A 23,620-nucleotide genomic window follows, 5' to 3' on the forward strand; every position below is an offset into this window, starting at 1 on the left:
CCAGTTCTTAATAATTTCAGGTTTCATACACTTCAATCCCTGAAGGTAAAATCAATTTTTTTACGTATATCGCCATCCAGCTTCAAACCAAAGTGGCGACTTTTCTTTTGGTTAACCCAGAGTTTTACGCTCTGCAGTTCTGCCACTTGCGCTGACTGGCCGTTGAGCCGCTGGCTGGACATTTCCGCCAGCTGTTGCCCCAAACCCTGCCAATCCGGCAGCAGGATAAAAGGAAAGAGTTCAACGTCTTTCGAGTTAACCGTATAGTGAAATGGCACCACTGGCTGGCCCCAGCTGTTCTTTATCAAATTTTCCTTAATTGCCGTATCAAACTTGGTGCCGAGCATAACCCAGATAGCACTGCGCGCATTTACATCGCTGGACAACGAATCTTCAATGGCTTTTTGCGTGTGCTTACTCTGGGAACTGGCGTGGGGCAGAACGTCAATTTTAACCGGCGCACTGGATTTCTCTGCACTAGAGAGCGCAGCTTGGTGCTTTTTGGGGTCGTAAATCAAATGCAAGGCACTGACATCCGGCGCCAATTTGTTCAGATAATCGAAAACCACTTCGCTGGAAGGCTGCAACACCACTGCACCCACCCCTTCCACTGGAACCGACGACACAGCACCCATCACTACCGGGTACTCTGAACTGAGCATGGCGGCAACTTTTCTGCCACTGCCACCCAAAACCACAACGCCGGTTACCCCGTCAGAGCGCAGATCATCCTGCAATCGGGATTCGGAAAAGCCCGCTTTCAACGCGTAGTTTTTAACCTTTCCTGAAAAGCCAGCCTCTACACCTTTGACGATATCCTCAAAAATTGGCGGCACACCACGCTTACCAGCCACAGAAATAATGGCCAGCACCGGCTCATCCGCCGCCTGTATCGCCGGACACAGCACTAGTGCCAGAGACAGCAACAGCGTCTGGAAAAATCGTTTTCCAACAAATAGTAGTGAACAATTACACACGATAACTACTGCTCATCCGTGATGGATTTATTATCGAAAATCACAAAAGTATTCTGCTATTCAAACTATCGAATAACAGCTACTGCCCAAAGCGATAGCGGAACTCCCCAAAAATGGCTCGCCCGGCCAACGGTAAATCGTTGGGTATCAAAGCTGGCAAAGGTATGGGCATGGCGGTGATGTCTCCACTGGGAGACGGCTCACGAGCATCTTCATCAAACAGGTTTTTTACAATAACGGCAAACTCCCAGTCACGATCGCCAGGGGCGAAGCGCAAAGTGGAATCTACCATCAGATAATCATCAATTTCCGGGCGAATATCTACCGCCACCCGCTCACGGCCCATTACCCAGTTGGCTTGCACGTTGAGATGCCAGTCCGGTGCCAGCTGCCAATCGGAGCGCAGGTAAACTTGCTGCTCTGGGGCATTGCCCGCCGAAGTTCCAGTACGCTCATCGGTAGTGTCAATCAAGGACAGGTTACCCGACAGGGTAAATTGATCGGACACCTCCCACTCGGCATTCAACTCCAGACCATAGCCTGTCTGCTCACCAGCATTCTGAGCCCTGCGACCTGCGGGGTCGGGCTCAAACAGAATAATGTCGTCCCAGCGGTAGAAAAACAGGTTGGCGTCCAGATGCACATCTACAGAGGGTTTGTAGTCAAACGCCAGTTCGTAGCTTTCCAACTCTTCGGGCATCAAGTTCGGATTGCCGAGAATTGATGGATTATTAATGGCGCGGGTCTGAGCAAATGAGGGCGCACGAAATGCCTGGCCATAGAGGAACTTGGTCGTCAGGTTATGACTGGTAGACCACACCAAGGCAAGACGGGGATTTACAGTACTGCCAAAATCCGAGTAGTCGTCGTAGCGAATCCCTGCCGTCAGCTCCCAATCATTGTCCAGATGCCATACATCCTGAATAAACAGGTATTTGTTGGTGCGGGCGCCTTCGGTAATAAAGGCAAGGGGGGTATCGCTAACATCTACCACCGATGCATCTGGCTGTAACGGAACTATTACCGGAAACTGCCCAATAAGCGTTTGGGTAAAATTGCGCTCATCCCTGACTCTGTACAAATCCCCAAGATAGTAACCAGAACCAATTCTAATTTCGTGATCAGCTAACGCTGTATAAAGCGCAGAGGCATCGAAGTAAAAATGATGCTCATACACTTCTGGATTGCCAATAATGCCGTTTGAAAAAGGAAAGGGAGAAGGGCCACCGGTAGAGCCCGCAGGAAATAGTAAAATATCCTGCTCCACTTCTTGAGTTGTAGAACGGTAGCTTGCGTTGGCTTCCAGCTGCCAATCGTCTGCCAGATCCGTCTCTTTGTAACCGATGGAAACTCCATAGCGATCACTGGAAACCAAGCCACTGGGGTCGAGAGCCTGAACCACACCAACACCTACCTGTCCTTCCCGGTTTTGATAATCGGCTTGAAAGCGCCAATCGCCCCAGCTGACATCAGCTCGAAAATCGTAGGCTTCACGGCCCAGGTTTACGGAGTCAGGAGCTAAACTTAAAGATGTACCGCCGAGAAAATCCAGTACAGATTGCGCATCACTATCAACCGCTTCACGCTGTCCGTCGGTATCTTCGTACTCAAAGCTGAATAGATACTTAAGGCCATTGGATTCGCCACCATAAGAGGCCCAAAATTCCGTTGTATCAAAACTGCCCGTACGCAGGCCTGAATGTAGCCCTTTGGCCTCATCCCCCTGTTTGGTAATCACATTGATAACGCCAGCAAAAGCATCAGCACCATAAACGGCAGAACCAGGGCCGCGGATAATTTCGATACGGGAAACATTTTCTACCGGGTAGCCAGCCCAAACCAGGTGTCTATCCCCTTGAAACAAACTCTTAAAAGGCACCCCGTTAATTAACATGAGTACTTGGGGGTTTAACGAAGAATAGATACCTCGAAAGGTATAAATTGGGTTGTACCCAGGAACATCTCTGGCAACATGAAGCCCGGGTACAGCTTCCAGGACTTCATCAATATCTGTGGCACCCATTTTGCGAATATCACTAGCAGTTATAACTGTTGCAACTGCTGGAGCTTTCGATATTGGTTTTTCATAACCAGTAGCAATACTGATTAAATCTTCATCATCTCCAAAGTCTTCAAAAAATTCAGGTTCATATTCGCTTCCTGCGAAAGCTAGAGAGCCAGACAGGTAAAAAGCCAGCAAACTCAAACAAGGTGTCAATTTCATTATTATTCTCCTACCAAGTTCTGCGTCCTTTGCCTACGTAGTTAATTTTTTTGCATGAAAGTGGGAAAAAACTGCCTTCAGGTTTTTCAGTAGCATCGGTATAGCACGGGAATATGCCACCCAAAAAAGACAACCACGAAAACATATAGAAATCTCGCATACTTACATTCATATCCGCTGCCAGAGCGCACACAAGACCAGCTGCGTTCATTCCCTGCTTATATCGGCTGTTTTTCAAAAAACTTTCAACCGAAAGCGCAAAAGCCAAATGAGGCCCTCCATCCAGTGATAATTTTTTAGCAACGGCTAATAATGGCCCTAAACGCTCATCAACATCTGTGATTGGCCGCCCAAAACCAGGAACTCGTCGTGCTTTTTTCATCCAGGAAAGCGTAAATTCCTCTAAATTAGCCCCATTTGCAGTTGCTTTCGTTCCTGCCTCAATAAATTCAAAAGCCTTTATAACCGCTCCGTGGCCATATATTTGCGCTTCAGTAACCGCTGTTGCCGCACTAAAACCCAAACTGGCAGTTGACCTGGCAGTGCCAGCAAGGGCAGAAATTCGATTATTCCAAATCCTCGGGTCTGGAAAGCTCCCGCTGATAACCATCATCGCCTCAAGCATTTCAAGCTCTGGCTTGCTGAATTCACGCCCTGAAATGCCGTAAAAAAGCAGGCCAACCCAACCCAGGTCATAGGCATCCGTAAAAAGATCTTTCCCTCTAAAAATTACTCGTTCACCGGGGATACAGGCGCCTACAGACGTTTCCCAGCGATCTTCGTATTTCTTAAGTTCTTCTAAAGACATATTGCTACTCTTAGCGGGAGGCCGAATTGGGGTCATCCGTCAACACAAGTCCGCTTCCAAAAAACGGGTATTTTCTCCAGCCATTCTTCTCTTGCTCCAAAGCGTGAGCTGCAGCCCCCGGCAATCGCAAAATCATATACAGCATTTCTGCCTGTTCAGGCTTCAAATCCAAGTCAAGAAATACCGCTGCCGCCAGGCCGGACATGGCAAGTGGGTAGCCAGCAGTCTCCTCAAGCGCTGCCCTATTATTAAAAAGCCACTGTAAGTGGCTTTCGGGTTCTGGATAAGTTGATATTAAATAGGATAAGGACTGTTTTATTGGCAATGGACAACTAGAACCATTGGGGTCAAAGCCCGGTATATGTTCCCTCTCGGGCCAAACTTCCACTTCCTGTGAAGAAAAGTACTCCACAGTGGAAGGCCACTGGTCAATTTGGCGGTCGCATTTCTGAAAATACTGAACAGCCCAATAAACATCTCTGCCACCGCCAAGATTTCCTGCACCAACAGCTATTGCCGCCATTAGAGCTGAGGCATGGGTTGAACCACCCACGCCCGCATTCATGGCGGCTCTCACTGAATGATCTCTGAGACCAGGGTTCGCCAAAACAACTGCCAGCCCCTCCAAAAGGGCCGCTTGCTGCCGAGTTGGTTTTTCCAGTTTAAATAAAAGGTATATGTACTCTGACCAACTGGCCTTGCCAAGAAGGTCGCCATATACATCATATCCTGCGCAGTAACAGGTTTTAGCTGCAAACGGGTTGTCCTCTTCCGGAACCTCATCCCATATTTTTGTTGTTATTTTTTCAGTCACAGTCTTGTTCTGATTGGCCATAACTTTTTAACGCGTCCGTCCGCATACCAATCGGTGGAACTTCCTCTGGATCTATTCTGACATCCAACAAAGTGGGTTTACCTTGTGAACATATTTTATTGATATCCAGAGACAGCAGGTCTTCTGGAGATTGGATCACATAGCCATCTGCCCCCATTGCATTTGCAACTGTCGAGAAATCGACAAACGGAAGCTCCGTACCCACGGGTTCAGCCCCTGTGAGCTTCTGGCCATGACGAACCATTCCATAGGCTGAATCATTGAGAACAACAAAGACCACTGGCAGGCCTTCCTGAACAGCTACCGTTAACTCCTGGCCACTCATCAGCATACTGCCATCACCTGCAATACAAACTACCGGGCTGCCAGGTCTGGCCAATGCAGCACCAACCGCGCTACCTATAGCCCACCCCATGGACGCAAATTCCAAGCATGTGCGATAAAGTCCATCGTGGGCATCACGTTTTCCTGCCATACGGCGGTCAAATGGATGCAAGTAGTGAATCGACCACGCGAGGCTAGCCCCGGAATCTGCCATGTATCGAGTGCAAGGGGGAAATAGCTTGGGCAACTCTGCCATTAAACGCTGCGGCTTAATGGGTGTCGCATCTGACTTGCATTTTTCCGGCTCCATCACTTCAAAGTGCTTACCCTTTTCTGCAGGTTGACTGGATTTTTTGCCATCCACCAGATCATCTACAGAGCAAATCGTCAGTCTGGGCTCATGCTCAAGTCGCTCCACAATATTCTCAAAAATTGACTCCAGGTGGCCTCTTACATGAAGTCTTGCCATAGGCGATCGAGTCAAATTTGTTTCGGCAGATTCCACATGCACAAGTCGGTTATTCATCAACATGCTTTGATCCCAGCCACTGGACGCAAATTCGCTCAGGCTTGAGCCAACAGCAATAACCAAATCGACTTCCGGATCGAGCAGGGCTTTGCGAGCACTCTCATGGCCTGCAAAACCAATAACACCTTTAAACAATGGATGGTATGGACTAACCAGCCCCTTACCGTGTGGTGTAGTGATTATCTGCGCACCCAGTTTTACCGCCAGGGAAAGCAAACTACCAACACTCTCACTGGCCTCATCACCAATCAGCAAAATCGGATTGCGCGCTGTCACCAGCTCTTCATAAAGAGCATCCAGTGCTTCATTGTCTACATAGTGGGGTTTATTAAGGAGTTTTGAGAGATCGAAGCTAGGTTCAGTGGTTGAGCTAAAGCTACTCATCACATCGAGCGGCACACTCAAGTGAACAGGCCCTGCAGGCGCCTGGAAAGCTGTCATCACAGCTGCTGCGAGCTTATGCTCAAACTGCTCAGCGTGGGAAACCAGAGTATTGTACCGAGTACAGTGTTCAAACAAGCCAACAGTATTGATGCCAGTACAGGATGACTCTTGCAGTGCACCTCGCCCAAACGTTGAAAGAGCTGTCTGGGCTGTAATGACCAACATAGGGGTATGGTTGTCATAGGCAGATGCAACACCAGTAATCAGGTTAGTAGCACCGGGCCCAGTGGTTGCACAACACACGCCAAGTTTGCCTGTATGATGAGCGTAACCATCAGCCATAAAGGCAGCGCCAGTCTCATGTCTGGCAATGATGGCGCGAGGTCCGCCGCTTCTTTCGCTACGGGCCAGGGCGTTGTAGAGAGGCTCTATCGCCCCACCTGGTACCCCGAAAACATACTCAACATCCAACTGTCTCAGGTAACTAACCAGCAGGTCACCTAGCTCAACACCCTGCTCTTCAGCCACCTGCCTTCGGCTATCTATCTGGATAACGTCCACAACCAACCTCTAAAGTTACTTATTATTCAAATAGTTACAGCTTTTTCTTCACAAACTGTTTTGACTTTCGCCATTATCATCGCATTTGTCGCCAGAATTCAACCTGTTTTTCATACTAATTCACTAGTTCTCACTCCTTCTAACACGCTATAGACTCCACAAAATCTAAGGCTACAATAGCCGCCTTTATGAATTTGTGACTGCTCCATGAATAGCCCTGCAAGCAAGCCGCCGGTGCGACACAGCCTCCTCGCGAACCTGGCCTTTAACATCCTTATCCCCACCCTTATCCTCACCAAACTGAGTGGCGACAAGTACGAGCTGTTGGGCTTTAACCTGGCACTGGGGATTCAGTGGGCGCTGATTGTGGCACTGGCATTTCCATTGATTTACGGGGGTCGCGACCTGCTGCAAAGCGGCAAGGTCAATATCTTTTCCGTACTGGGCATTTTCAGCGTGCTGGTCAATGGTGGCGTTGGCCTTTTGGAGGGTGATCGCCACATTATTATCATCAAGGAGGCAGCCATCCCGGCATTGATTGGCCTTGCCGCGCTGATCTCCCTGAAAACCCGCTTTCCGCTGATTAAAACTCTGTTGTTCAACGACCAGGTTATCGACATACAAAAAGTGGATAACGCCCTCCAGCAGCACAACAGCCACAAGGCATTCAATCAACGCCTGGTCAATGGCACCTATATGCTGTTTGCCACTATGATGTTGTCGGCGTTGCTCAATTACCTGTTGGCGGATTACATGATCGTCGCCCAGTCCGGCACCGAAGAATTCAACGCCCAAGTGGGTAAATTTATGGGTATGCAGTTGCCGGTTATTGGCATTCCCATTGCCATCGCCACCACCGCCACTCTGTTTTACCTGTTCCGGGGCGTTACCCAACTCACCGGTCTGCCACTGGAAGAAATTATTCTGACAGCGCCAAGTAGCGACACTAAAGAGGAATCCAACTGATGTGGTACGCCATCATAAGTGAAGACGTGGCAGATAGCCTGGAAAAACGCCTGTCCGTGCGCCCCGATCACCTGGCACGTTTGCAGGAGCTGAAACAGCAAGGTCGCTTGTTAATCGCCGGCCCCCACCCCGCCATCGACAGCGAAGACCCAGGCAGTGCCGGCTTTAGCGGTAGCCTGATAGTGGCCGAGTTTGATTCTTTGAACAGCGCCCAAAAGTGGGCTGATGCAGACCCCTACGTGGCCGCTGGTGTTTACCAGAAGGTTACTGTAAAACCCTTTAAGAAAGTGCTGCCCTAAGTACGGACAATAGGTACCAACAACAAGTACCGGCAACATCACCATAGAAACGGAACAGATATGAAACACGCCCTGATCGGCTTGGTATTACTCACCACCTGCACTCTCAGCCTGGCACAAAGCGCCGAAACCACTCGCTATATCACCGATGAATTTCGCGCCGACCTGCGCAGCATTCCCAGCAACCGCGGCAAAATCATCAATTACCTGAGAGCAGGCACTCAGCTCAGTGTGCTGGAAGAAAACGACGATGGCTGGAGCCACATCCGCACCAGCCGGGGTACCGAAGGCTGGCTGCTGAGCCGCTATCTGGTAGAACAGCAAGTGGCCAAAGCCCGCATTGTTGGCGTCGAACAGCGCAATCAACAGCTGCAGCAACAAAGCAGTGAATTCAAGCAAAACCTTCAAGACAAGGATGCGGAAATCAAGCAGCTGCAGGATCAGCTTGCACAGCTGGAAAACCGCAATACCAGCACCCAAAGAGAACTTACAGAAATCAAAACCATCTCCGCTAACCACATCGCCCTGAATGACCAGAACCAGCAACTGCTGACCATGAAAAGCGAACTGGAAAGCGAGCTTGACTCCCTCAAAGCAATGAACGACAAGCTGGAAAACGACCAGCGCTACCGCTGGTTTCTCTACGGTGCCCTGGCGGTGTGCCTGGGTGCCGCCCTGGCCATAATCCTTCCGCAACTGAAGCGCAAACGGCGCTTTTCTGAGTGGGGATAGCCTGAAATGGGGATAAGCGTTTTAAAGCCCCTAAAAACTCTGCTACTGGCGGCCCTGCTGGCAGCCAGTAGCGCTTATGGCGAAAAAGCCGCCAGCAACGCCCCAACCATCGCCGTGATTCAAACCAATCTGGGAGAAATGCGGGTCGAGCTCAACCGCAAAGCGGCGCCAATCACCTGCGACAACTTTATTGGCTACGCCAAAAACTACTTTTACGATGGCCTGATTTTCCACCGGGTAGTGGACAACTTCGTTATTCAAACCGGCGGTTACTGGTTCGATTACCGGCAGAAAAAACCCAGCGGCGAGAATATCGTCAATGAATCCGCCAACGGCCTGAAAAACACCCGCGGCACCATTGCCATGGCGCGCTATGATGATCCTGACAGTGCCCGAGCCCAATTCTTTATCAACCTGCAAGACAACCCTCACCTGGATGCCAGCAAAGACGAAGCCGGTTACACTGTATTTGGGAAAATCGTCTCCGGTATGGATGTGGCAGACAGCATTGGCAAAGCCCCGGTAAAAGCCATTAACAAAGACCTTACCCACGTACCGGTAGAAACCATCCAGGTAGAGCACATCGCCATCGAAGAGCCCGCGCCATGACCACCTCCAATGTAAAAACGGCCCTCAGCGTCAACCTCAACAAAATCGCTTTATTGCGCAACTCTCGTGACGGCAATTACCCCAGCGTGGTGCACCACGCCCAAGTGTGTATTGATGCCGGAGCCGACGGCATTACTGTTCACCCGCGCCCGGATCAACGCCATATCCGCCCTCAGGACGCACGCGATCTGTCAGCGCTACTCAAACAGCACCCCGCCCTGGAATTCAATATAGAAGGCAATCCGTTCGCCGGGCCTGCAGATAATGGCTACCCAGGGTTCGTAGAACTGGTCACCGAGCTTTGCCCTCACCAGGCGACTCTGGTGCCAGACAGCGACGATCAGCTGACGTCCGACCACGGTTTTGACCTGCGCATCTCCGGGGAATCACTCAAACCCATTATTCAGGCACTCAAGGAACGTGGCATTCGTGTCAGCCTGTTTATGGATCCGGATGTGGAACAAATCGCCCTTGCCAAGGAAGTGGGCGCCGACCGCATTGAACTCTATACCGGGCCTTACGCCGCTGCCTGGGGCAGCGATCAACTGGAAGACATTTACCAGCTACACCACGCAGCAGCCCAGTACGCTGCCGACATCGGCCTGGGGTTGAATGCCGGTCACGACCTCAACCTGGACAACCTGGGCAAATACGCCACCATCCCCAGCCTGCTGGAAGTTTCCATCGGCCATGCACTCACCGTAGATTCCCTGGCCATGGGCATGAGCAATGCGGTAGCGGCCTACCGGGAAGTGTTACAGCAATAGAGGCCATCCTGGGTTATGCTTCAGTAAAACACGGTTCATAAAAGACGGTTTATAAAACAAGGTTCGCAACCAGAGGCCACCGCAATGCAATCACTGCGTGTAAAAGACTACATGGAGTTGGACAGCCACTCCATCCCATCCACTCTCAACGTGGCCGAAGCGGTGGATGTGCTGCTTAACGACCATCTCAGCGGCGCCCCGGTGGTGGATCGCAATCGTCAACTGGTGGGCTTTTTGTCGGAAAAAGACTGCATCAAGCACCTGATCAACAGCTCCTATTACCGCGATGGTTCGCCATCCGTGGAGGAAATCATGAACAGAGACGTGATTTCTGTCGCCCCTGACACCAGCATTCTGGAACTCGCCGAAGTCATGCTGCAACACGCCCCCAAAATCTATCCCGTATGCGATAATGGCAAACTGATTGGCGTTATCCAGCGCCACCATGTATTGCAGGCATTGCGCAAAGACGAGAGCAGCGTTTCCCTCGACGCGCAAAACTAGGCCAGCCACATTAACCCCGGCAAAACACAAGCCCTGCAAAACACGCAACGCCCTGTTAACACAGGGCGTTCTACTAATACACTGAGCCCACTATGAAACGACTGCATCTGATCGAAGTGGAAGATCAGACTTGGTGTCCAAAAGCCATTCGCAATGGCATAACCGATATTCTGCGCTTTAACCTCAACATCGGGAAAATCTACCACCCGATTATCCCGCTCTTTAAAGAAACCCTGGAAAAAACCGGCTCAAATCAGGTCATCGACCTTTGCTCCGGTGGCGGCGGCCCCTGGCCCAGCCTGCTGAAAGCCCTGGACGACAGCCGCAATCTGCACGTTCACTTCACCGACAAATACCCCAATACCGACACGCTGCAAGATGTAAAACAGGGGTTTGAAGATCGAGTAACCGTACACTCAGATAGCCACGACGCCACTGATCTGTCTCTTGATTTAAAAGGGCTGCGCACCCTGTTTACCTCGTTTCACCACTTCACCCCGGAAGGAGCTCGAAGCATTCTGAAAGACGCTGTCGCCAAAAATCAGGCCATTGCTATCTTTGAATTCACCCACCGCAGTCCACTGGCGATATTTATCATGCTGTTTGCGTTTATTGCGGTGTTTTTCGTCGCACCTTTTGCGCGCCCGTTTCGTTGGTCGCGATTGCTGTTTACTTACCTGGTGCCACTGCTGCCGCTGATCGGCACCTTCGACGGTATTGTTTCCTGCTTGCGCACCTACAATCCCAAAGAGCTGCAACAGATGATCGCCAGCCTTGAAAATACTGATCACTATCACTGGGAAGTGGGCGAACACAAAAGTGGCGGCCCTATTCCCATCACTTACCTGATCGGCTACCCAAAATCCAACACACCAGCCAGCGATGGATAGCACCACGGCACACATCAATATTATCGGTGGTGGTCGCCTGGGGCGCAGCCTGGCCAAACTGTGGCACAGCCACAACGCTGCACGCATCGCCGCCGTTTGCAATCGCTCCTTGCAAAGCGCCACTGAAGCAACCACCTTTATCGGCGCTGGCCAGCCTTGCTCTGCACTTGAACAACTAAAACCGGCACCGTTATGGCTGATTGCCACCGCCGATTCAGATATTGAAAACACTGCTCAACAGTTGGCCGAAACCGGCACTTTGCGCCGTGGCGATATTGTCTTTCATTGCAGCGGCTCACTTTCATCCAAATGTCTCGGAACGTTCGAAGCCACAGGTGCTTACACCGCCAGCGTCCACCCGATTCACAGCTTTGCCGACCCGGACAAAACCCAAACCAGTTTTGCCGGCACCTACTGCGCTATAGAAGGCAGCCAAGAGGCACTGGATCAGTTACAACCCCTTTTCCAGACCATCGGCGCCATCACTTTTTCCCTGCGTAGCAGCGAACACAAAGCGCTTTACCATAGCGCTACCGTGATGGCCTGTAACTATCTGGTGACCTTGCAAGACTGCGCCCTGCACCTGCTGCAGCAGGCGGGTATTGAACGCAACCAGGGGCTTGAGTTACTGGCACCCATCGTGCGCCAGACCGCAGACAACGTCACCCGACAAGACACCACTACCGCTCTGACCGGCCCCATCGCAAGGGGCGACAGCAGCACCATCGCCCAACACCTTCAGGCAATACAACAACAGGCTCCGGACTTGCTGATACTCTATAGTCAACTGGGCCTGCACACCCTGCCAATAGCAGCGCAACAGGGCAGTGCCAACAGCGACCAACTGCGCAACATTGAAAAGCAGCTGAAGGCCGCTACTGACAACGAGAAACCATGAGCGACAAAAATTACCAAGACCGCAAACGCTTTTTCGACAGCCTGCTCACCATCTACGGCCGCAAGCCGGTGCTGGAAGCACTGCGCTCGCCGGAATTGACGGTCTACCGCCTGCATCTGGCAGACAGCAATCGCATGGAGGGCACTCTCAAGGAAATTGTTCAGGTGGCCCAGCAGCGGGGAATAGAAATCCTCTACCACAGCCGTAAGGAACTGGCACGCATTTCCCGCAACGGCAAACAGGATCAAGGAGTGGCCGCCGATCTGCAATGCAGCAATTACCGCCACTATCGAGAGTTCTTGCAAAACCCCAACAAAGCAGCGTTTCGAGTAATCGCCCTGGACGGCATTACCAACCCACAGAATCAAGGGTTTTCAAACATATCCTCTCGCGAAGAGGAAAAAGGGCTTCGATACCTACGTTTACTGGCGCTTTGCGGCATTCACAACCCACAAAATTTGGGCATGATAATCAGATCTGCCTGTGCTGGAAATATTGATGGAATCCTGATTCCTAAAAAGGGCTGTTCCGCTATATCTCCCTTGGTGATCAAAGCTAGTGTGGGCACTCTCTTTAAAGCCCCGATACTTGCATGCGATGCCCTTGGAGAGGCCTTGAATGATTTCAAGAATACCGGCTTCTCAGTTTGTGTGCTTTCTTCGCATGCTCAAGAATCACTTTTTGAGCACACACTTGACCAGCCAACGGTCTATGTATTGGGAAATGAATCAGAAGGTGTTAGCGATGACATTTTCAATCTTGCTGACAAACAACTCATGATTCCAATGAATAATGGTGTTGAATCATTGAATGTCGCTGTAACAGCAGCGTTAATCGCATTTAGTTGTTGATTTCATTGAGCTAATGTCGATGAGCTAAGGAGTCAGGTATAGACCATTAAACAATTTTTTTGCAGACACAATCACTCCAGATTGATTAATCCGGGCAACGACAACCTAAAAAAACATGCAGTGTATTTTCTTAGCAAAGCCAGGCGAGAGTTCTGTCACTCTCGGCGAATTGAACAGAGCACATTCATTTTGAAAATTAGTTATGTACTCGATGCGCTCTAAAGCCATAAATGGCAATAACTACAAAGCAGAGGAAAGGCAGTAAAAACGATGTTTTAACGGAGGGTATGCTGCCAATAATAGAACTGCCGTCAATCATGGCCCCCTGTAATAGTGGCATCAGAGCACCACCAACGATGGCCATGACCAACCCTGCAGAAGCCAGGCTTGCATCATCTCCCATGCCCTTAAGGGCAATTCCGTAGATGGTAGGAAACATCAGCGACATACAAGCTGAGATAGCGATAAGACTATACAAACCAGCCATACCGTCTAAAAAGATAGTCCCTAATACGCAGCTCATACCACCAGCCGCCAACACGTACAGTAACTGGCCAGGCTGTATGTAGCCCAACAAGAAAGTACAAATAAAACGACTGCTCAAAAACACGGTCATGGCAATCAAGTTATAGCTTTGAGCCTGCGCGGCGGTTAAACCAACAATTGCCATTCCATAATGGATGATAAAGGTCCAACACATAATCTGCGCGCCCACGTAAAAGGCCTGTGCTATTACTCCTTCCAAGTAGCGCTTGTTGCGGAATAAACGACCAAAGGTTTCTTTCAGCTCTTTCCGCGTGAGAGGTTTATCGTGGGTCATAGTTTTTGGTAGTTTGCTGAATAAAAACACCAAAAATAAAACAGCGACTACAATCGCAATGGCAATATAAGGACCGCGAACAGTAATCAGGTCTGCAGCGACCATTGCCTGGTGGGCCACTGGATCATTAACCGACAGCTGTTGAAGTGACTCAGTCAATTTGCCATCGACCACAGAAGGCAACATGGTTTCATATTCAGGGTTTGCGGCCCGCTCCTCCTGACGAAACTTTTCTACTTCGAGTTGGCTAAGAATTACCGTTTTGGCGATATAAATACCAGTCAATGCACCCATTGGGTTGAACGCTTGAGCAAAGTTAAGACGTCGCGTTGCAGTATCCTGGTGTCCCATGGAAAGTATGTATGGATTAGCAGTCGTCTCAAGCAAGGCCAAACCGGTAGTGAGAACGAAGAGTGCAATCAGGAAAAAGTTAAATTCTTGGTAGAGACTGGCTGGTATGAATAACGATGCACCAATTGCGTACAACCCCAACCCTAAAAGAATTCCAGCCTTATATGAGTAACTGCGGATAAATATAGCCGCGGGGATGGCCATGATGCCGTAACCCAGATAGAAGGCGAACTGCACCATACTGCTCTGAGCGTTGCTGATTAGAAAGATGTCTTTGAAGGCTCTAACCAATGGATTAGTTACATCGTTGGCGAATCCCCATAGTGGAAACAGCAGTGTTACCAGAATAAAAGGGGCAATCATGTCTCTGGTTAGTATTTTCGGCTTGCTAGAATCCTGCCCGTCACCAACTGATGCATCAGCCATAGTAATACCCGCCTATCGTTGTGGTTATAAGCTGGCAATAATTACACAGATTTATATATAAATAAATCTTTCAAATATAAATTAATTACATTTTAGTGATTACTGGCAAACAAGCACTAAAGCTGGCTACTCCGACCGATACCCCAAAGCATCTGAAATTTCAGCAGCTGCAAGTTTGACCTGCTCCAGGGTTTCATCAATGCTTTTTGGATGGGAATCATCCATGTACGAAAGAAAGGGCACAACCAGGGCAGCGGCAATATAGCCGTTGTGATCGAACACTGGGCAACCTAAATCCACAACTCCCTGGATCTGAGCACTGGAGATGCTTTCATGCCCCTGACTGCAAATGCGATCACTCAACTCGTCCAGCATTTTCTTATTCACTTTTTTATGGCCTTTGGGGACGCAAGCTAACATCGAACTGCGTTGCATCTCGTCAGCAAAGGCCAGCAGAATATGTCCGGAGCAAGTATCCACCAATGGTGCTTCCGCGCCCAAGCGAACGCTGAAAATACGTGCCGAAGGCGCATCTTGTTGCACCAAGACATGCCCTTTACCTTCGTAATAAATCACTAGATGACAAGATTGCCCAGTAGAATGAGCCAGGTGCTTCATAACTGCTTTTGCAGCAGAGGTAAGCCTTTTTACTGGGGGATGTTGATGTGAAAGATCAAACAACTTTAGCGACAGTTGGTATCGGTCAGTATCGGCGTGCAGAACCAGATAATCTCTCTGTTCAAGAACTACCAACATACGAAAAAGCTCACTAACCGAGCGGCCCAGACGCTTGGCAATCTCTATGCGATTAAGCCCATCAGGCTCCCCAGCAAGGAGTTCCAGAATATCTAGCCCCTTATCCAGGGCCGGAGCGGTGTAGTTTTTACCCTTCTGCTCTTTAGAGTCCTGATCGGATTGAGCTCGCCTAGCCATGTTTATGAATTCGCCCTTTAATTCTATGAAAAGACATTTTGAACTATACAGCCGCAGGGCGAAAGCACCTGCTTGACTTACACATACAATCGGAGTCTAATTTATATTCAAATTATTATTTTATATATAAAATGTCAAAATCTTTTGTAGACTCCCGCTTCCCTGGCACTGCTGATCTGAAAAAACAGGCGAAAAAGCGCATCCCCCGTTTTGCTTTTGATTACATCGAAGGAGGCTGCCACGAGGAAATTGGCCTGCTGCGAAATCGCCAGGATATACAGGCGGTACAGTTGCGTAGTGAGCTGCTAAAGTCCTTTGGGGGAAGCTCTCTGGAAGTGGAGCTGTTCGGTCATACCTATTCAGCACCGTTTGGCGTAGCCCCAGTGGGTTTACAAGGCCTCATGTGGCCAAAAGCACCAGAAATTCTGGCCAAGGCGGCCGCTGACAAGAACATTCCATTCGTGCTGAGTACCGTTTCTTCCGCCAAACTGGAAGATATTGCTGAGATATCCGAAGGAAAAGCCTGGTATCAGCTGTACAACCCCACCGACCCGGAAATTCGCAGAGATCTCCTAAACCGCATTGCCGCTGCACATTACCCGGTACTGGTGGTTACTGTTGATGTTCCGACTTTTGGCTACCGACCACGGGATATTCGCAATGGTTTAGCCATGCCACCCAAAATGTCGCTTTCCAATATCCTTCAAATGCTTGCCCGCCCTGCCTGGCTGTTGGCGACCGCCAAAGCCGGCAAACCTGAAATGCAAACCCTCAAACCCTATATGCCCGAAAACATGCCTACCGATCAGCTTGCCAAATTTATGAACAAAACGGTGATGGGCCGGGTGGATATTGAGGGCTTGAAGCCCATCCGCGACTTCTGGAAGGGCCCACTGGTCGTCAAGGGCCTGATCAACGAAAAAGACGTGGCCAGCGCTGTGGAACTGGGCGCCGATGCTGTGGTGATGTCCAATCACGGCGCGCGTCAGCTTGATCAGGGAGAGTCACCGGTTCCGGCCCTGAAAAAGGCAGCGCGGTTATACGGCGACAAAATCAAGATCTTTATGGATTCCGGACTACGCTCCGGTACCAATATTGCCAGCGCCCTGGCCTGCGGCGCGGACTTTACCTTTTTGGGGCGCCCTTTCGTTTACGGCGTCGGCGCTCTGGGTAACAAGGGCGGCATCCACACCATCAATATGCTTCATACACAGCTGACACAAGTAATGAACCAGCTGGGTTGTGCCACAGTGGCAGACTTGCCCGGCTGCCTGGTGGAGAACAGCTGATGAGTTTTGAGCGGCGTAAAGTTGGCAATACCAATCTGGAACTGGATGTTCTGGGCTTTGGCTGCGCGTCCTTAGGCAATTTGTACCGAGCCATAACCGATGTTGATGCCCACGACGTTTTAAACACTGCTTGGGATGCGGGCTTTCGCTATTACGACACTGCACCTCATTACGGTCAAGGTCTCAGCGAGAGGCGCACTGGTGATGCCCTTAGGGGCCGTGATTACATACTTTCCAGCAAGGTTGGACGCCTTTTAAAGCCTGCTGGTTACGCTAGCGAACGCCATGGTTTTGTGTCACCCATGCCATTCGATATTGAATACGACTACAGCTATGACGGTGTCATGCGCTCATTTGAAAGCAGTTTGCAGCGCACCGGCTTGGACCGTATAGATATCCTGTATATGCATGATATTGGCCCCTTCACCCACGGCGCAACCAACGAACAGCTGTTTCCCATTGCTATGGATGGCGGTTACAAAGCCATGGCAAAGCTGCGCGACCAAGGCCTGATAAAAGCCATTGGCCTTGGGGTAAATGAGTATCAAGTGTGCGAACAAGCGCTGGAATACGGCGACTGGGACTGCTTTCTGCTGGCCGGTCGTTACACCTTGCTGGAACAGGAATCCCTCAATACCTTTTTGCCCAAGTGCAAGCAGCGCAACTGCTCCATAGTAATTGGCGGTGCCTATAACTCCGGTATTCTTGCCACCGGCACCCGCAAAAGCGGCACGATTCATTACGATTACGGGCCAGCGCCTCAAGACGTTATAAACAAAGTCGCACAGATAGAAGCTCTGTGTGACGAACACAATATTCCCCTGCCTGCCGCTGCGCTGCAATTTCCTTTGGCTCACCCCGCCGTAGCCAGCGTGATCCCCGGTATGGGCAATGCAAAACGCATTCAACAAACTCTGGATTTATTCAACACTTCCATTCCACAAACATTCTGGCAAGCGCTTCGCGAGCAACACCTAGTGCACGAAGCCACCCCCCTGCCCGGAGGCGCTTAACCCATGGGCAACATACAAGTCGACAGCCACCAGCACTTTTGGCAAATCAATCGAGGTGACTATCGCTGGCTAACAGCAGATTTGGATGTGCTTTATCGGGACTTCTTGCCAGCGGATATCGCCCCTCTGCTCGCTGAAAATGGCATACACAAAACCGTTTTAGTACAGGCAGCTGACAGTGAGGCAGAAACTGACTTTATGCTTTCACTGGCTGAGCAATACGATTTTATTGCTGGTGTTGTGGGCTGGGTAGACATGGCCTCCCCGGATGCAGCGAATCGTATTCACGAATTGGCTAAAAACCCTTTCTTCAAGGGTATACGCCCAATGATCCAGGATATTAACGACCCGAACTGGATGTTAATGGCGCAATTAAACGAAGCATTTGTTGCCCTTCAGGAAAATAACCTGAGCTTCGATGCACTGGTGTTACCCCACCACTTGCCCAATCTTCTGAAGTTGCTCAAACGGCACCCAGAACTGCGCACTGTTATCGACCATGGCGCCAAGCCAAATATCGCAGCAGGTAATAACACCCAATGGTTTAACGACCTTGAGGATATCGCTGGCCACACACACGCCTTTTGCAAAGTCTCAGGGCTTGTCACTGAAGCCGGTGAAAATGCCAATGCAGACACTCTTCAGCCTTATTTTGATCATCTCTACAACTGCTTCGGTCCAAACCGGCTGCTCTGGGGTAGCGATTGGCCGGTGGTTAATCTGAGCATGAACTATGGTCACTGGCGCATTCTCACAAATACTCTGTTTTCCGCGCTCAGCGATAGCGACAAACAGAGAATTCTGGGCGATAACGCCTGTGAGTTTTATCAATTACAGGACTAGCCATGACAGCCCAAAGTAACAACGACGTAATAGCCCTACACCCTGCAGACAACATCGGTGTCAGTCGACGTAATTTGTTAGTGAACGAAACCATCATCATTGACGGTGCACTGATCCGGATTGCAGAAGAGATTCCAGTGGGCCACAAAGTCGCACTGGGAGAAATTTCCGCAGGCAACAAAATCATTAAATACGGCGCCTCCATTGGCTCAGCGACTGCAGACATTGCCACCGGGCGCCACGTACACCTGCACAATATGAAAAGTGATTACATCGCCAGCCACACACGGGATGTGGTCAGCCATTAGGAGCAAAGAAGCATGAACGGTTATTTACGCCAAGATGGCCGCAAAGGCATTCGCAATATTGTTGCCGTTGCTTACCTGGTGGAGTGCGCTCACCACGTGTCTCGTCAGATTGTCAGCAAAAGCAACAACGACAATGTGCACTTGATCGGCTTCCCAGGCTGTTATCCCAATGAGTATGCGCTGAACATGATGGAGCAGCTTTGCACTCACCCCAATGTGGGCGGCGTACTGCTGGTATCGCTGGGATGTGAGGGCTTTAACCGAGAATCTTTGCAAGCAACGATTGCAGCTAGTGGTCGCCCAGTGGAAACATTGGTGATCCAACAGCAAGGCGGCACCCTTAAAACCATCCAAGCCGGAGTTTCCAAAGTACAACAGCTGTTAGCCCAAGCCGAACAGACCGAACTGGTGCCCATGGATGTCAGTGAATTGATTGTTGGCACTATATGCGGCGGCTCAGATGGCACCAGCGGGATTACCGCCAATCCGGCAGTAGGCCGCTGCTTTGACAAATTGGTAGAAGCCAATGCTACCTGCATCTTTGAAGAGACCGGCGAGCTGATTGGCTGTGAAGACACTATGTATCAACGCGCTGCCACTCCGGAGCTGGCGAAGGAAATTGAAGCGGCCATGATTAAAGCCGCCAACTACTACACCACCATGGGTTACGGCAGCTTTGCCCCAGGCAATGCCGAGGGTGGCCTTACTACCCAGGAAGAAAAATCCATGGGGGCTTACTGTAAATCCGGCGACTCGCAGATTCATGGGCTGATCAAGCCCGGCGATGTACCACCTCAAGGCGGGCTATACCTGCTGGATGTTGTACCTGATGGCGAACCGCGATTTGGTTTCCCCAACATTTCTGACAACGCGGAAATTGTCGAACTGATCGCCTCCGGCAGCCATCTGGTACTGTTTACCACAGGGCGCGGCTCGGTGGTGGGCTCCGCCATCTCGCCAGTGATCAAAATCTGCGCCAACCCGGAAACCTATGAACGTATGGCAGACGATATGGATATTAACGCTGGCAAAATCATGAATGGAGAAGGAGACGTAGACAGCGTCGGCCAGGAAATTTACGACCTGGTTATTGAGGTGGCTAACAAGGCGCCGAGTAAATCTGAAGCCATGGGTCACCAGGAATTTATTTTGACCTACAAGCAATTCGAACCAATCGGCCCCGGTTGTTTACCGGCAACAGCCTAGGAGAAATCATGCAACGACTTGCGAACAAAACCGCCCTGGTTACCGGTGGCGGCAGTGGCATTGGCCAGGCGGTTTGCCAACGCCTGGCCGGAGAAGGCGCCCATGTACTGATTGTGGATCTTAATATGGACACCGCTCAGCAAACTGTTGAGCAAATTCAAGCCAGTGGCGGCACAGCAAGCGCTCACAGCTGCGATATTGCCAACACCCAGGCAGTGAAAGAACTATTTAGCGAACTGGACGAGCAGAATCCGATCGACATATTGGTAAACAGTGCCGGTATCGCCCATATAGGCACTATCGAACAGTGCAATGAAGACGACTTGGACAGACTCTACCAGGTGAACGTAAAAGGCACGTACAACTGCATGTCTGCTCTGGTTCCGACCATGAAAGCCCGCCAGCGAGGCGCTATTGTCAACCTGGCTTCAGTAGCCTCATCGGTGGGCATTGCAGACCGCTTTGCCTACTCCATGACCAAGGGCGCAGTATTAACCATGACCTACTCGGTGGCCAAGGACTATATCGGCGATGGAATTCGCTGTAACTGCATTGCACCGGGGCGAGTTCATACGCCCTTTGTGGACAACTTCCTGGCCAACAACTATCCGGACAATGTGGATGAAATGTTCGACAAACTTTCTAAAACCCAACCTATTGGGCGCATGGGCAAACCGGACGAAATGGCAGGCTTGGTCGCCTATCTCTGTTCTGATGAATCAGCGTTTATTACAGGCTGTAACTTCCCTATCGACGGTGGCTTTGTCACCCTCAACAACTGATCCAAGGTGAATAACCGATGAAACTATTACGTTATGGAACCCCCGGCAAAGAACAACCTGGCCTTCTGGATGACCAAGGCAATATCCGCAGTCTGGCTAGCCATGTCAGTGACATTGACGGAACTGTGCTGGATTCTGACAGCCTGGCAAAACTGCAATCTCTGGATGCCAAAGAACTGCCACAAGTGGAAGGCGAAGTACGTCTGGGTGCCTGTGTCGGCAATATAGGTAAATTTATTTGCATCGGCTTGAATTACGCCGACCACGCCGCCGAAACCGGTGCACCGATTCCACCAGAGCCAGTCGTATTTATGAAAGCTACCAGCTCTGTGATCGGCCCCAACGATACCGTAGTGATTCCTCGCAACAGCGAAAAAACTGACTGGGAAGTAGAGTTAGCCATGGTGATTGGCAAAACTGCCTCTTACGTCAGTGAAGAGGAAGCCGCCGAGTGCATTGCCGGCTATTTTGTTTGCAACGATATATCCGAGCGGGAATTTCAGCTGGAACGCAGCGGCCAATGGGATCTTGGCAAAGGCTGCGATACCTTTGGCCCTATCGGCCCTTATCTCGTTACTGCCGATGAAGTCGGTGATGTAGCAAACCTGAGCATGTGGCTGGAGGTTAATGGTCACCGCTTCCAGGATGGCAACACTTCTACCATGATTTTCAGCCCGGCATTTATCGTCAGCTATTTAAGCCAATATATGAGCCTGCAACCCGGTGACGTTATATCCACAGGCACACCTCCTGGAGTTGGTCTTGGGCAAAAGCCGCCAATTTACCTTAAACCAGGCGATGTGATGGAACTAGGTATTGAAGGACTTGGCAGCCAGAAGCAAATCGTAACGGCTTGCCCGAAATAAACTCAGCGCCTCTTTTTCAAAAGCGCAAATCCACCGTCACTTCCCTTGGTGGATTTTCGCTTTTGAGAAATGGAAAAAGGCCTTTTAATTGCTGAACATCTTTCAGCCTTAAAATTCGATGGTTCATTATAGCCCCACAAATACATTAGGAACCATTATGCTACGTAATCAAACACAGCGAGACATCAAAGTACAATCCACAACTGAAAGAAAGAAAATCTACGCGATAAGCATACCGCCTTTAGGAATCGTCAGCTTTGTTTGAATTACTCCATCTTTCTTGTCCACTTTCAAATAATCGAGCATTATTTTTATCGATTGTTAAATAACCATCATCGAATACTGTTTTTAAAAAAAGTTGTTGATCATCATTTAAGGTATTAAAAACTTCTCGCCCTTCATCACCCCAAAGTGGCCCATATCGATATATTTCGAGTATAAAATCTCTAAGAATATCTCGAACAAAAGATTGAGAATTAGCATAAGCCTCGGACAGATCTACTAAACAATCGCTAGCATTATCCGGACTTATAAGCTCCCTCGACCAAGAGAGGAGTGTTGCCGCATAGCTTGACCCTAAAAAACAAATCAAAAAAATTGCCGCATCAACAAGCATTTTTGCATCAATAACCGCATCCTTAGGAATATCTTTATTTTCAGAAACTAGTTTATCTTGCCGAGAAAGACATTCGCGAAGATAATCAGTAATTATTTCATCTGCCGTTTCATTTTCATCATCACGCAATCCGGTAGCGAACCATTTCTTTTCATTGAGCTTTAACAAAGATTCAGAATCTACTCCACTTACATCTATTGGCCTCAGCCACCTAAGAATAGCCTCGTCAGGATTCTCTAAATCCTTATTTAAGTCATTCAAGTGCTTCTTAGGGTTTAATATCATGTTCATTGAACAACATAACTTAGAGATTCCGCCAGCTTTTCTGAATCACATTCATAACCTTTATCTTCATTAATATACACCCTTATATTTAACCTCCTCTATCAACTCTTATAAACTCCTTGTAGCTAATCCCGTTTTTTTACATTTTCTTAGGTCTTTTAAATACTTAAAAATATCCAACGGTATTGAAATTATAAGAACTGCCGGAACTACATACGCCAAGATATGTAAATACAGAGAAAGACTTAGACCCCACTCGAAATAATCGAATAGCTGATCTATAGCCCATAACCCACTCAAACAAAGTATGACCATAGGAGCAAGCAGCGCACTAATTGTAAAAATATTAACAATTACAAATAATCTTTGTTTCACTTGAATCGAAGGCCGGCATATACACTTGGTTGGAATTTTTGTTAAAAGCTACGATATACCCCAAATTAGATTGGGCAGGATGAAGATTAGGAGAGCCTTTCAAAAGTGCTTTTATCTTATTGGTTTTAATATCCAGATTGATTGCTTGAAAACTCTCCCATTTACCACGAAAGTTGATGTTTTGTGAAATTGTTGAGGCATGTAATATTACATACCTGTTAGGGCAACTCTGATTAATTCATCGATTGAGCGATAATAGCAGCATATCCACAACCCCGAGATACGAATGCGCCAACAATCCCTGACCGATGGTTTTGAAAAACACCGCAAGAAAACTCGCAAAGAGCGT

Annotated in this window: 24 protein-coding genes; 16 read left to right on the forward strand and 8 right to left on the reverse strand. The window is 49.4% G+C overall.

Annotated elements, in window-relative coordinates; all coding sequences use genetic code 11:
- Nucleotides 1-32: 32 nt before the first annotated feature.
- From QSV34_RS12155 to QSV34_RS12175, 5 genes are all read right to left on the reverse strand, one after another.
- Entirely contained in the window at nt 33-977 is a 945-nt protein-coding gene (locus tag QSV34_RS12155) for a hypothetical protein (protein WP_289155066.1), read from the reverse strand.
- 79 nt (nt 978-1,056) lie between these two features.
- The gene (locus QSV34_RS12160; protein ID WP_289155068.1) at nt 1,057-3,201 is read right to left on the reverse strand and encodes a TonB-dependent receptor plug domain-containing protein; all 2,145 of its coding nucleotides are present in this window, start codon (nt 3,199-3,201) and stop codon (nt 1,057-1,059) included.
- Nucleotides 3,202-3,211: 10 nt separating this feature from the next.
- A complete protein-coding gene (locus tag QSV34_RS12165; RefSeq protein ID WP_289155071.1) occupies nt 3,212-4,009 on the reverse strand; it encodes a citrate synthase family protein in 798 nt (265 codons plus the stop codon).
- Between the two features lie 10 nt (nt 4,010-4,019).
- Nucleotides 4,020-4,823 (reverse strand): citryl-CoA lyase, encoded by an 804-nt coding sequence (locus QSV34_RS12170; protein ID WP_289155073.1) that lies wholly within the window; start codon nt 4,821-4,823, stop codon nt 4,020-4,022.
- On the reverse strand, nt 4,816-6,642 hold the full coding sequence (locus QSV34_RS12175) for a thiamine pyrophosphate-binding protein (protein WP_289155075.1): 1,827 nt from the start codon (nt 6,640-6,642) through the stop codon (nt 4,816-4,818). Before QSV34_RS12175 ends, QSV34_RS12170 begins: the two co-directional genes overlap by 8 nt.
- A 207-nt stretch (nt 6,643-6,849) precedes the next feature.
- On the opposite strand from QSV34_RS12175, the gene QSV34_RS12180 reads away from it, so the two are divergent.
- From QSV34_RS12180 to QSV34_RS12220, 9 genes are all read left to right on the forward strand, one after another.
- The gene (locus tag QSV34_RS12180; RefSeq protein ID WP_289155077.1) at nt 6,850-7,608 is read left to right on the forward strand and encodes a VC0807 family protein; all 759 of its coding nucleotides are present in this window, start codon (nt 6,850-6,852) and stop codon (nt 7,606-7,608) included.
- The gene (locus tag QSV34_RS12185) at nt 7,608-7,907 is read left to right on the forward strand and encodes a YciI family protein (RefSeq protein WP_289155080.1); all 300 of its coding nucleotides are present in this window, start codon (nt 7,608-7,610) and stop codon (nt 7,905-7,907) included. Before QSV34_RS12180 ends, QSV34_RS12185 begins: the two co-directional genes overlap by 1 nt.
- A 60-nt stretch (nt 7,908-7,967) precedes the next feature.
- Nucleotides 7,968-8,639 carry a TIGR04211 family SH3 domain-containing protein gene (locus tag QSV34_RS12190; RefSeq protein WP_289155081.1) on the forward strand — a complete coding sequence of 224 codons (672 nt, stop codon included), beginning with the start codon at nt 7,968-7,970 and terminating at the stop codon, nt 8,637-8,639.
- A 6-nt stretch (nt 8,640-8,645) separates the two neighbouring features.
- Nucleotides 8,646-9,248 (forward strand): peptidylprolyl isomerase, encoded by a 603-nt coding sequence (locus tag QSV34_RS12195; protein ID WP_289155083.1) that lies wholly within the window; start codon nt 8,646-8,648, stop codon nt 9,246-9,248.
- Nucleotides 9,245-10,015: a pyridoxine 5'-phosphate synthase gene (locus QSV34_RS12200; protein ID WP_289155085.1), complete on the forward strand. Its 771-nt coding sequence runs from the start codon at nt 9,245-9,247 to the stop codon at nt 10,013-10,015. The genes QSV34_RS12195 and QSV34_RS12200 overlap by 4 nt, the downstream gene beginning before the upstream one ends.
- A gap of 84 nt (nt 10,016-10,099) precedes the next feature.
- Nucleotides 10,100-10,519, forward strand: a complete 420-nt coding sequence (locus QSV34_RS12205; protein WP_289155087.1) for a CBS domain-containing protein — start codon at nt 10,100-10,102, stop codon at nt 10,517-10,519.
- Nucleotides 10,520-10,611: 92 nt separating this feature from the next.
- Complete coding sequence (locus QSV34_RS12210) at nt 10,612-11,409, forward strand: hypothetical protein (protein ID WP_289155089.1); 798 nt, start codon at nt 10,612-10,614, stop codon at nt 11,407-11,409.
- Nucleotides 11,402-12,307, forward strand: coding sequence for a Rossmann-like and DUF2520 domain-containing protein (locus QSV34_RS12215; RefSeq protein ID WP_289155091.1), 906 nt, complete (start codon nt 11,402-11,404; stop codon nt 12,305-12,307). Before QSV34_RS12210 ends, QSV34_RS12215 begins: the two co-directional genes overlap by 8 nt.
- A complete protein-coding gene (locus tag QSV34_RS12220; protein ID WP_289155093.1) occupies nt 12,304-13,158 on the forward strand; it encodes a TrmH family RNA methyltransferase in 855 nt (284 codons plus the stop codon). The genes QSV34_RS12215 and QSV34_RS12220 overlap by 4 nt, the downstream gene beginning before the upstream one ends.
- Before the next feature lie 196 nt (nt 13,159-13,354).
- Here the strand turns inward: QSV34_RS12220 and fucP are convergent, their stop codons facing one another.
- Nucleotides 13,355-14,755 carry an L-fucose:H+ symporter permease gene (gene fucP, locus QSV34_RS12225; RefSeq protein ID WP_289155095.1) on the reverse strand — a complete coding sequence of 467 codons (1,401 nt, stop codon included), beginning with the start codon at nt 14,753-14,755 and terminating at the stop codon, nt 13,355-13,357.
- A 126-nt stretch (nt 14,756-14,881) separates the two neighbouring features.
- Nucleotides 14,882-15,688: an IclR family transcriptional regulator gene (locus tag QSV34_RS12230; RefSeq protein WP_289155097.1), complete on the reverse strand. Its 807-nt coding sequence runs from the start codon at nt 15,686-15,688 to the stop codon at nt 14,882-14,884.
- Nucleotides 15,689-15,819: 131 nt separating this feature from the next.
- Between QSV34_RS12230 and QSV34_RS12235 the strand changes: the two genes are divergently transcribed.
- Genes QSV34_RS12235 through QSV34_RS12265 form a run of 7 tightly spaced genes read left to right on the forward strand, consistent with a single transcriptional unit; the run spans nt 15,820 to nt 21,995 of the window.
- Nucleotides 15,820-16,977, forward strand: a complete 1,158-nt coding sequence (locus QSV34_RS12235) for an alpha-hydroxy acid oxidase (protein ID WP_289155099.1) — start codon at nt 15,820-15,822, stop codon at nt 16,975-16,977.
- Nucleotides 16,977-17,990 carry an aldo/keto reductase gene (locus QSV34_RS12240; RefSeq protein WP_289155101.1) on the forward strand — a complete coding sequence of 338 codons (1,014 nt, stop codon included), beginning with the start codon at nt 16,977-16,979 and terminating at the stop codon, nt 17,988-17,990. Before QSV34_RS12235 ends, QSV34_RS12240 begins: the two co-directional genes overlap by 1 nt.
- 3 nt (nt 17,991-17,993) lie before the next feature.
- Complete coding sequence (locus tag QSV34_RS12245; protein WP_289155103.1) at nt 17,994-18,833, forward strand: amidohydrolase family protein; 840 nt, start codon at nt 17,994-17,996, stop codon at nt 18,831-18,833.
- A gap of 2 nt (nt 18,834-18,835) precedes the next feature.
- Nucleotides 18,836-19,141, forward strand: a complete 306-nt coding sequence (locus QSV34_RS12250) for a UxaA family hydrolase (protein WP_289155105.1) — start codon at nt 18,836-18,838, stop codon at nt 19,139-19,141.
- Nucleotides 19,142-19,153: 12 nt separating this feature from the next.
- The gene (locus QSV34_RS12255) at nt 19,154-20,347 is read left to right on the forward strand and encodes a UxaA family hydrolase (RefSeq protein ID WP_289155107.1); all 1,194 of its coding nucleotides are present in this window, start codon (nt 19,154-19,156) and stop codon (nt 20,345-20,347) included.
- Between the two features lie 8 nt (nt 20,348-20,355).
- Complete coding sequence (locus QSV34_RS12260; protein ID WP_289155108.1) at nt 20,356-21,129, forward strand: SDR family NAD(P)-dependent oxidoreductase; 774 nt, start codon at nt 20,356-20,358, stop codon at nt 21,127-21,129.
- Between the two features lie 17 nt (nt 21,130-21,146).
- Nucleotides 21,147-21,995 (forward strand): fumarylacetoacetate hydrolase family protein, encoded by an 849-nt coding sequence (locus QSV34_RS12265; protein ID WP_289155110.1) that lies wholly within the window; start codon nt 21,147-21,149, stop codon nt 21,993-21,995.
- Nucleotides 21,996-22,236: 241 nt separating this feature from the next.
- Here the strand turns inward: QSV34_RS12265 and QSV34_RS12270 are convergent, their stop codons facing one another.
- Nucleotides 22,237-22,902 (reverse strand): hypothetical protein, encoded by a 666-nt coding sequence (locus QSV34_RS12270; protein ID WP_289155111.1) that lies wholly within the window; start codon nt 22,900-22,902, stop codon nt 22,237-22,239.
- Between the last annotated feature and the right edge of the window lie 718 nt (nt 22,903-23,620).

Origin of the sequence: Porticoccus sp. W117, from assembly GCF_030341905.1 — a bacterium.
GTDB lineage: Bacteria > Pseudomonadota > Gammaproteobacteria > Pseudomonadales > Porticoccaceae > SCSIO-12696.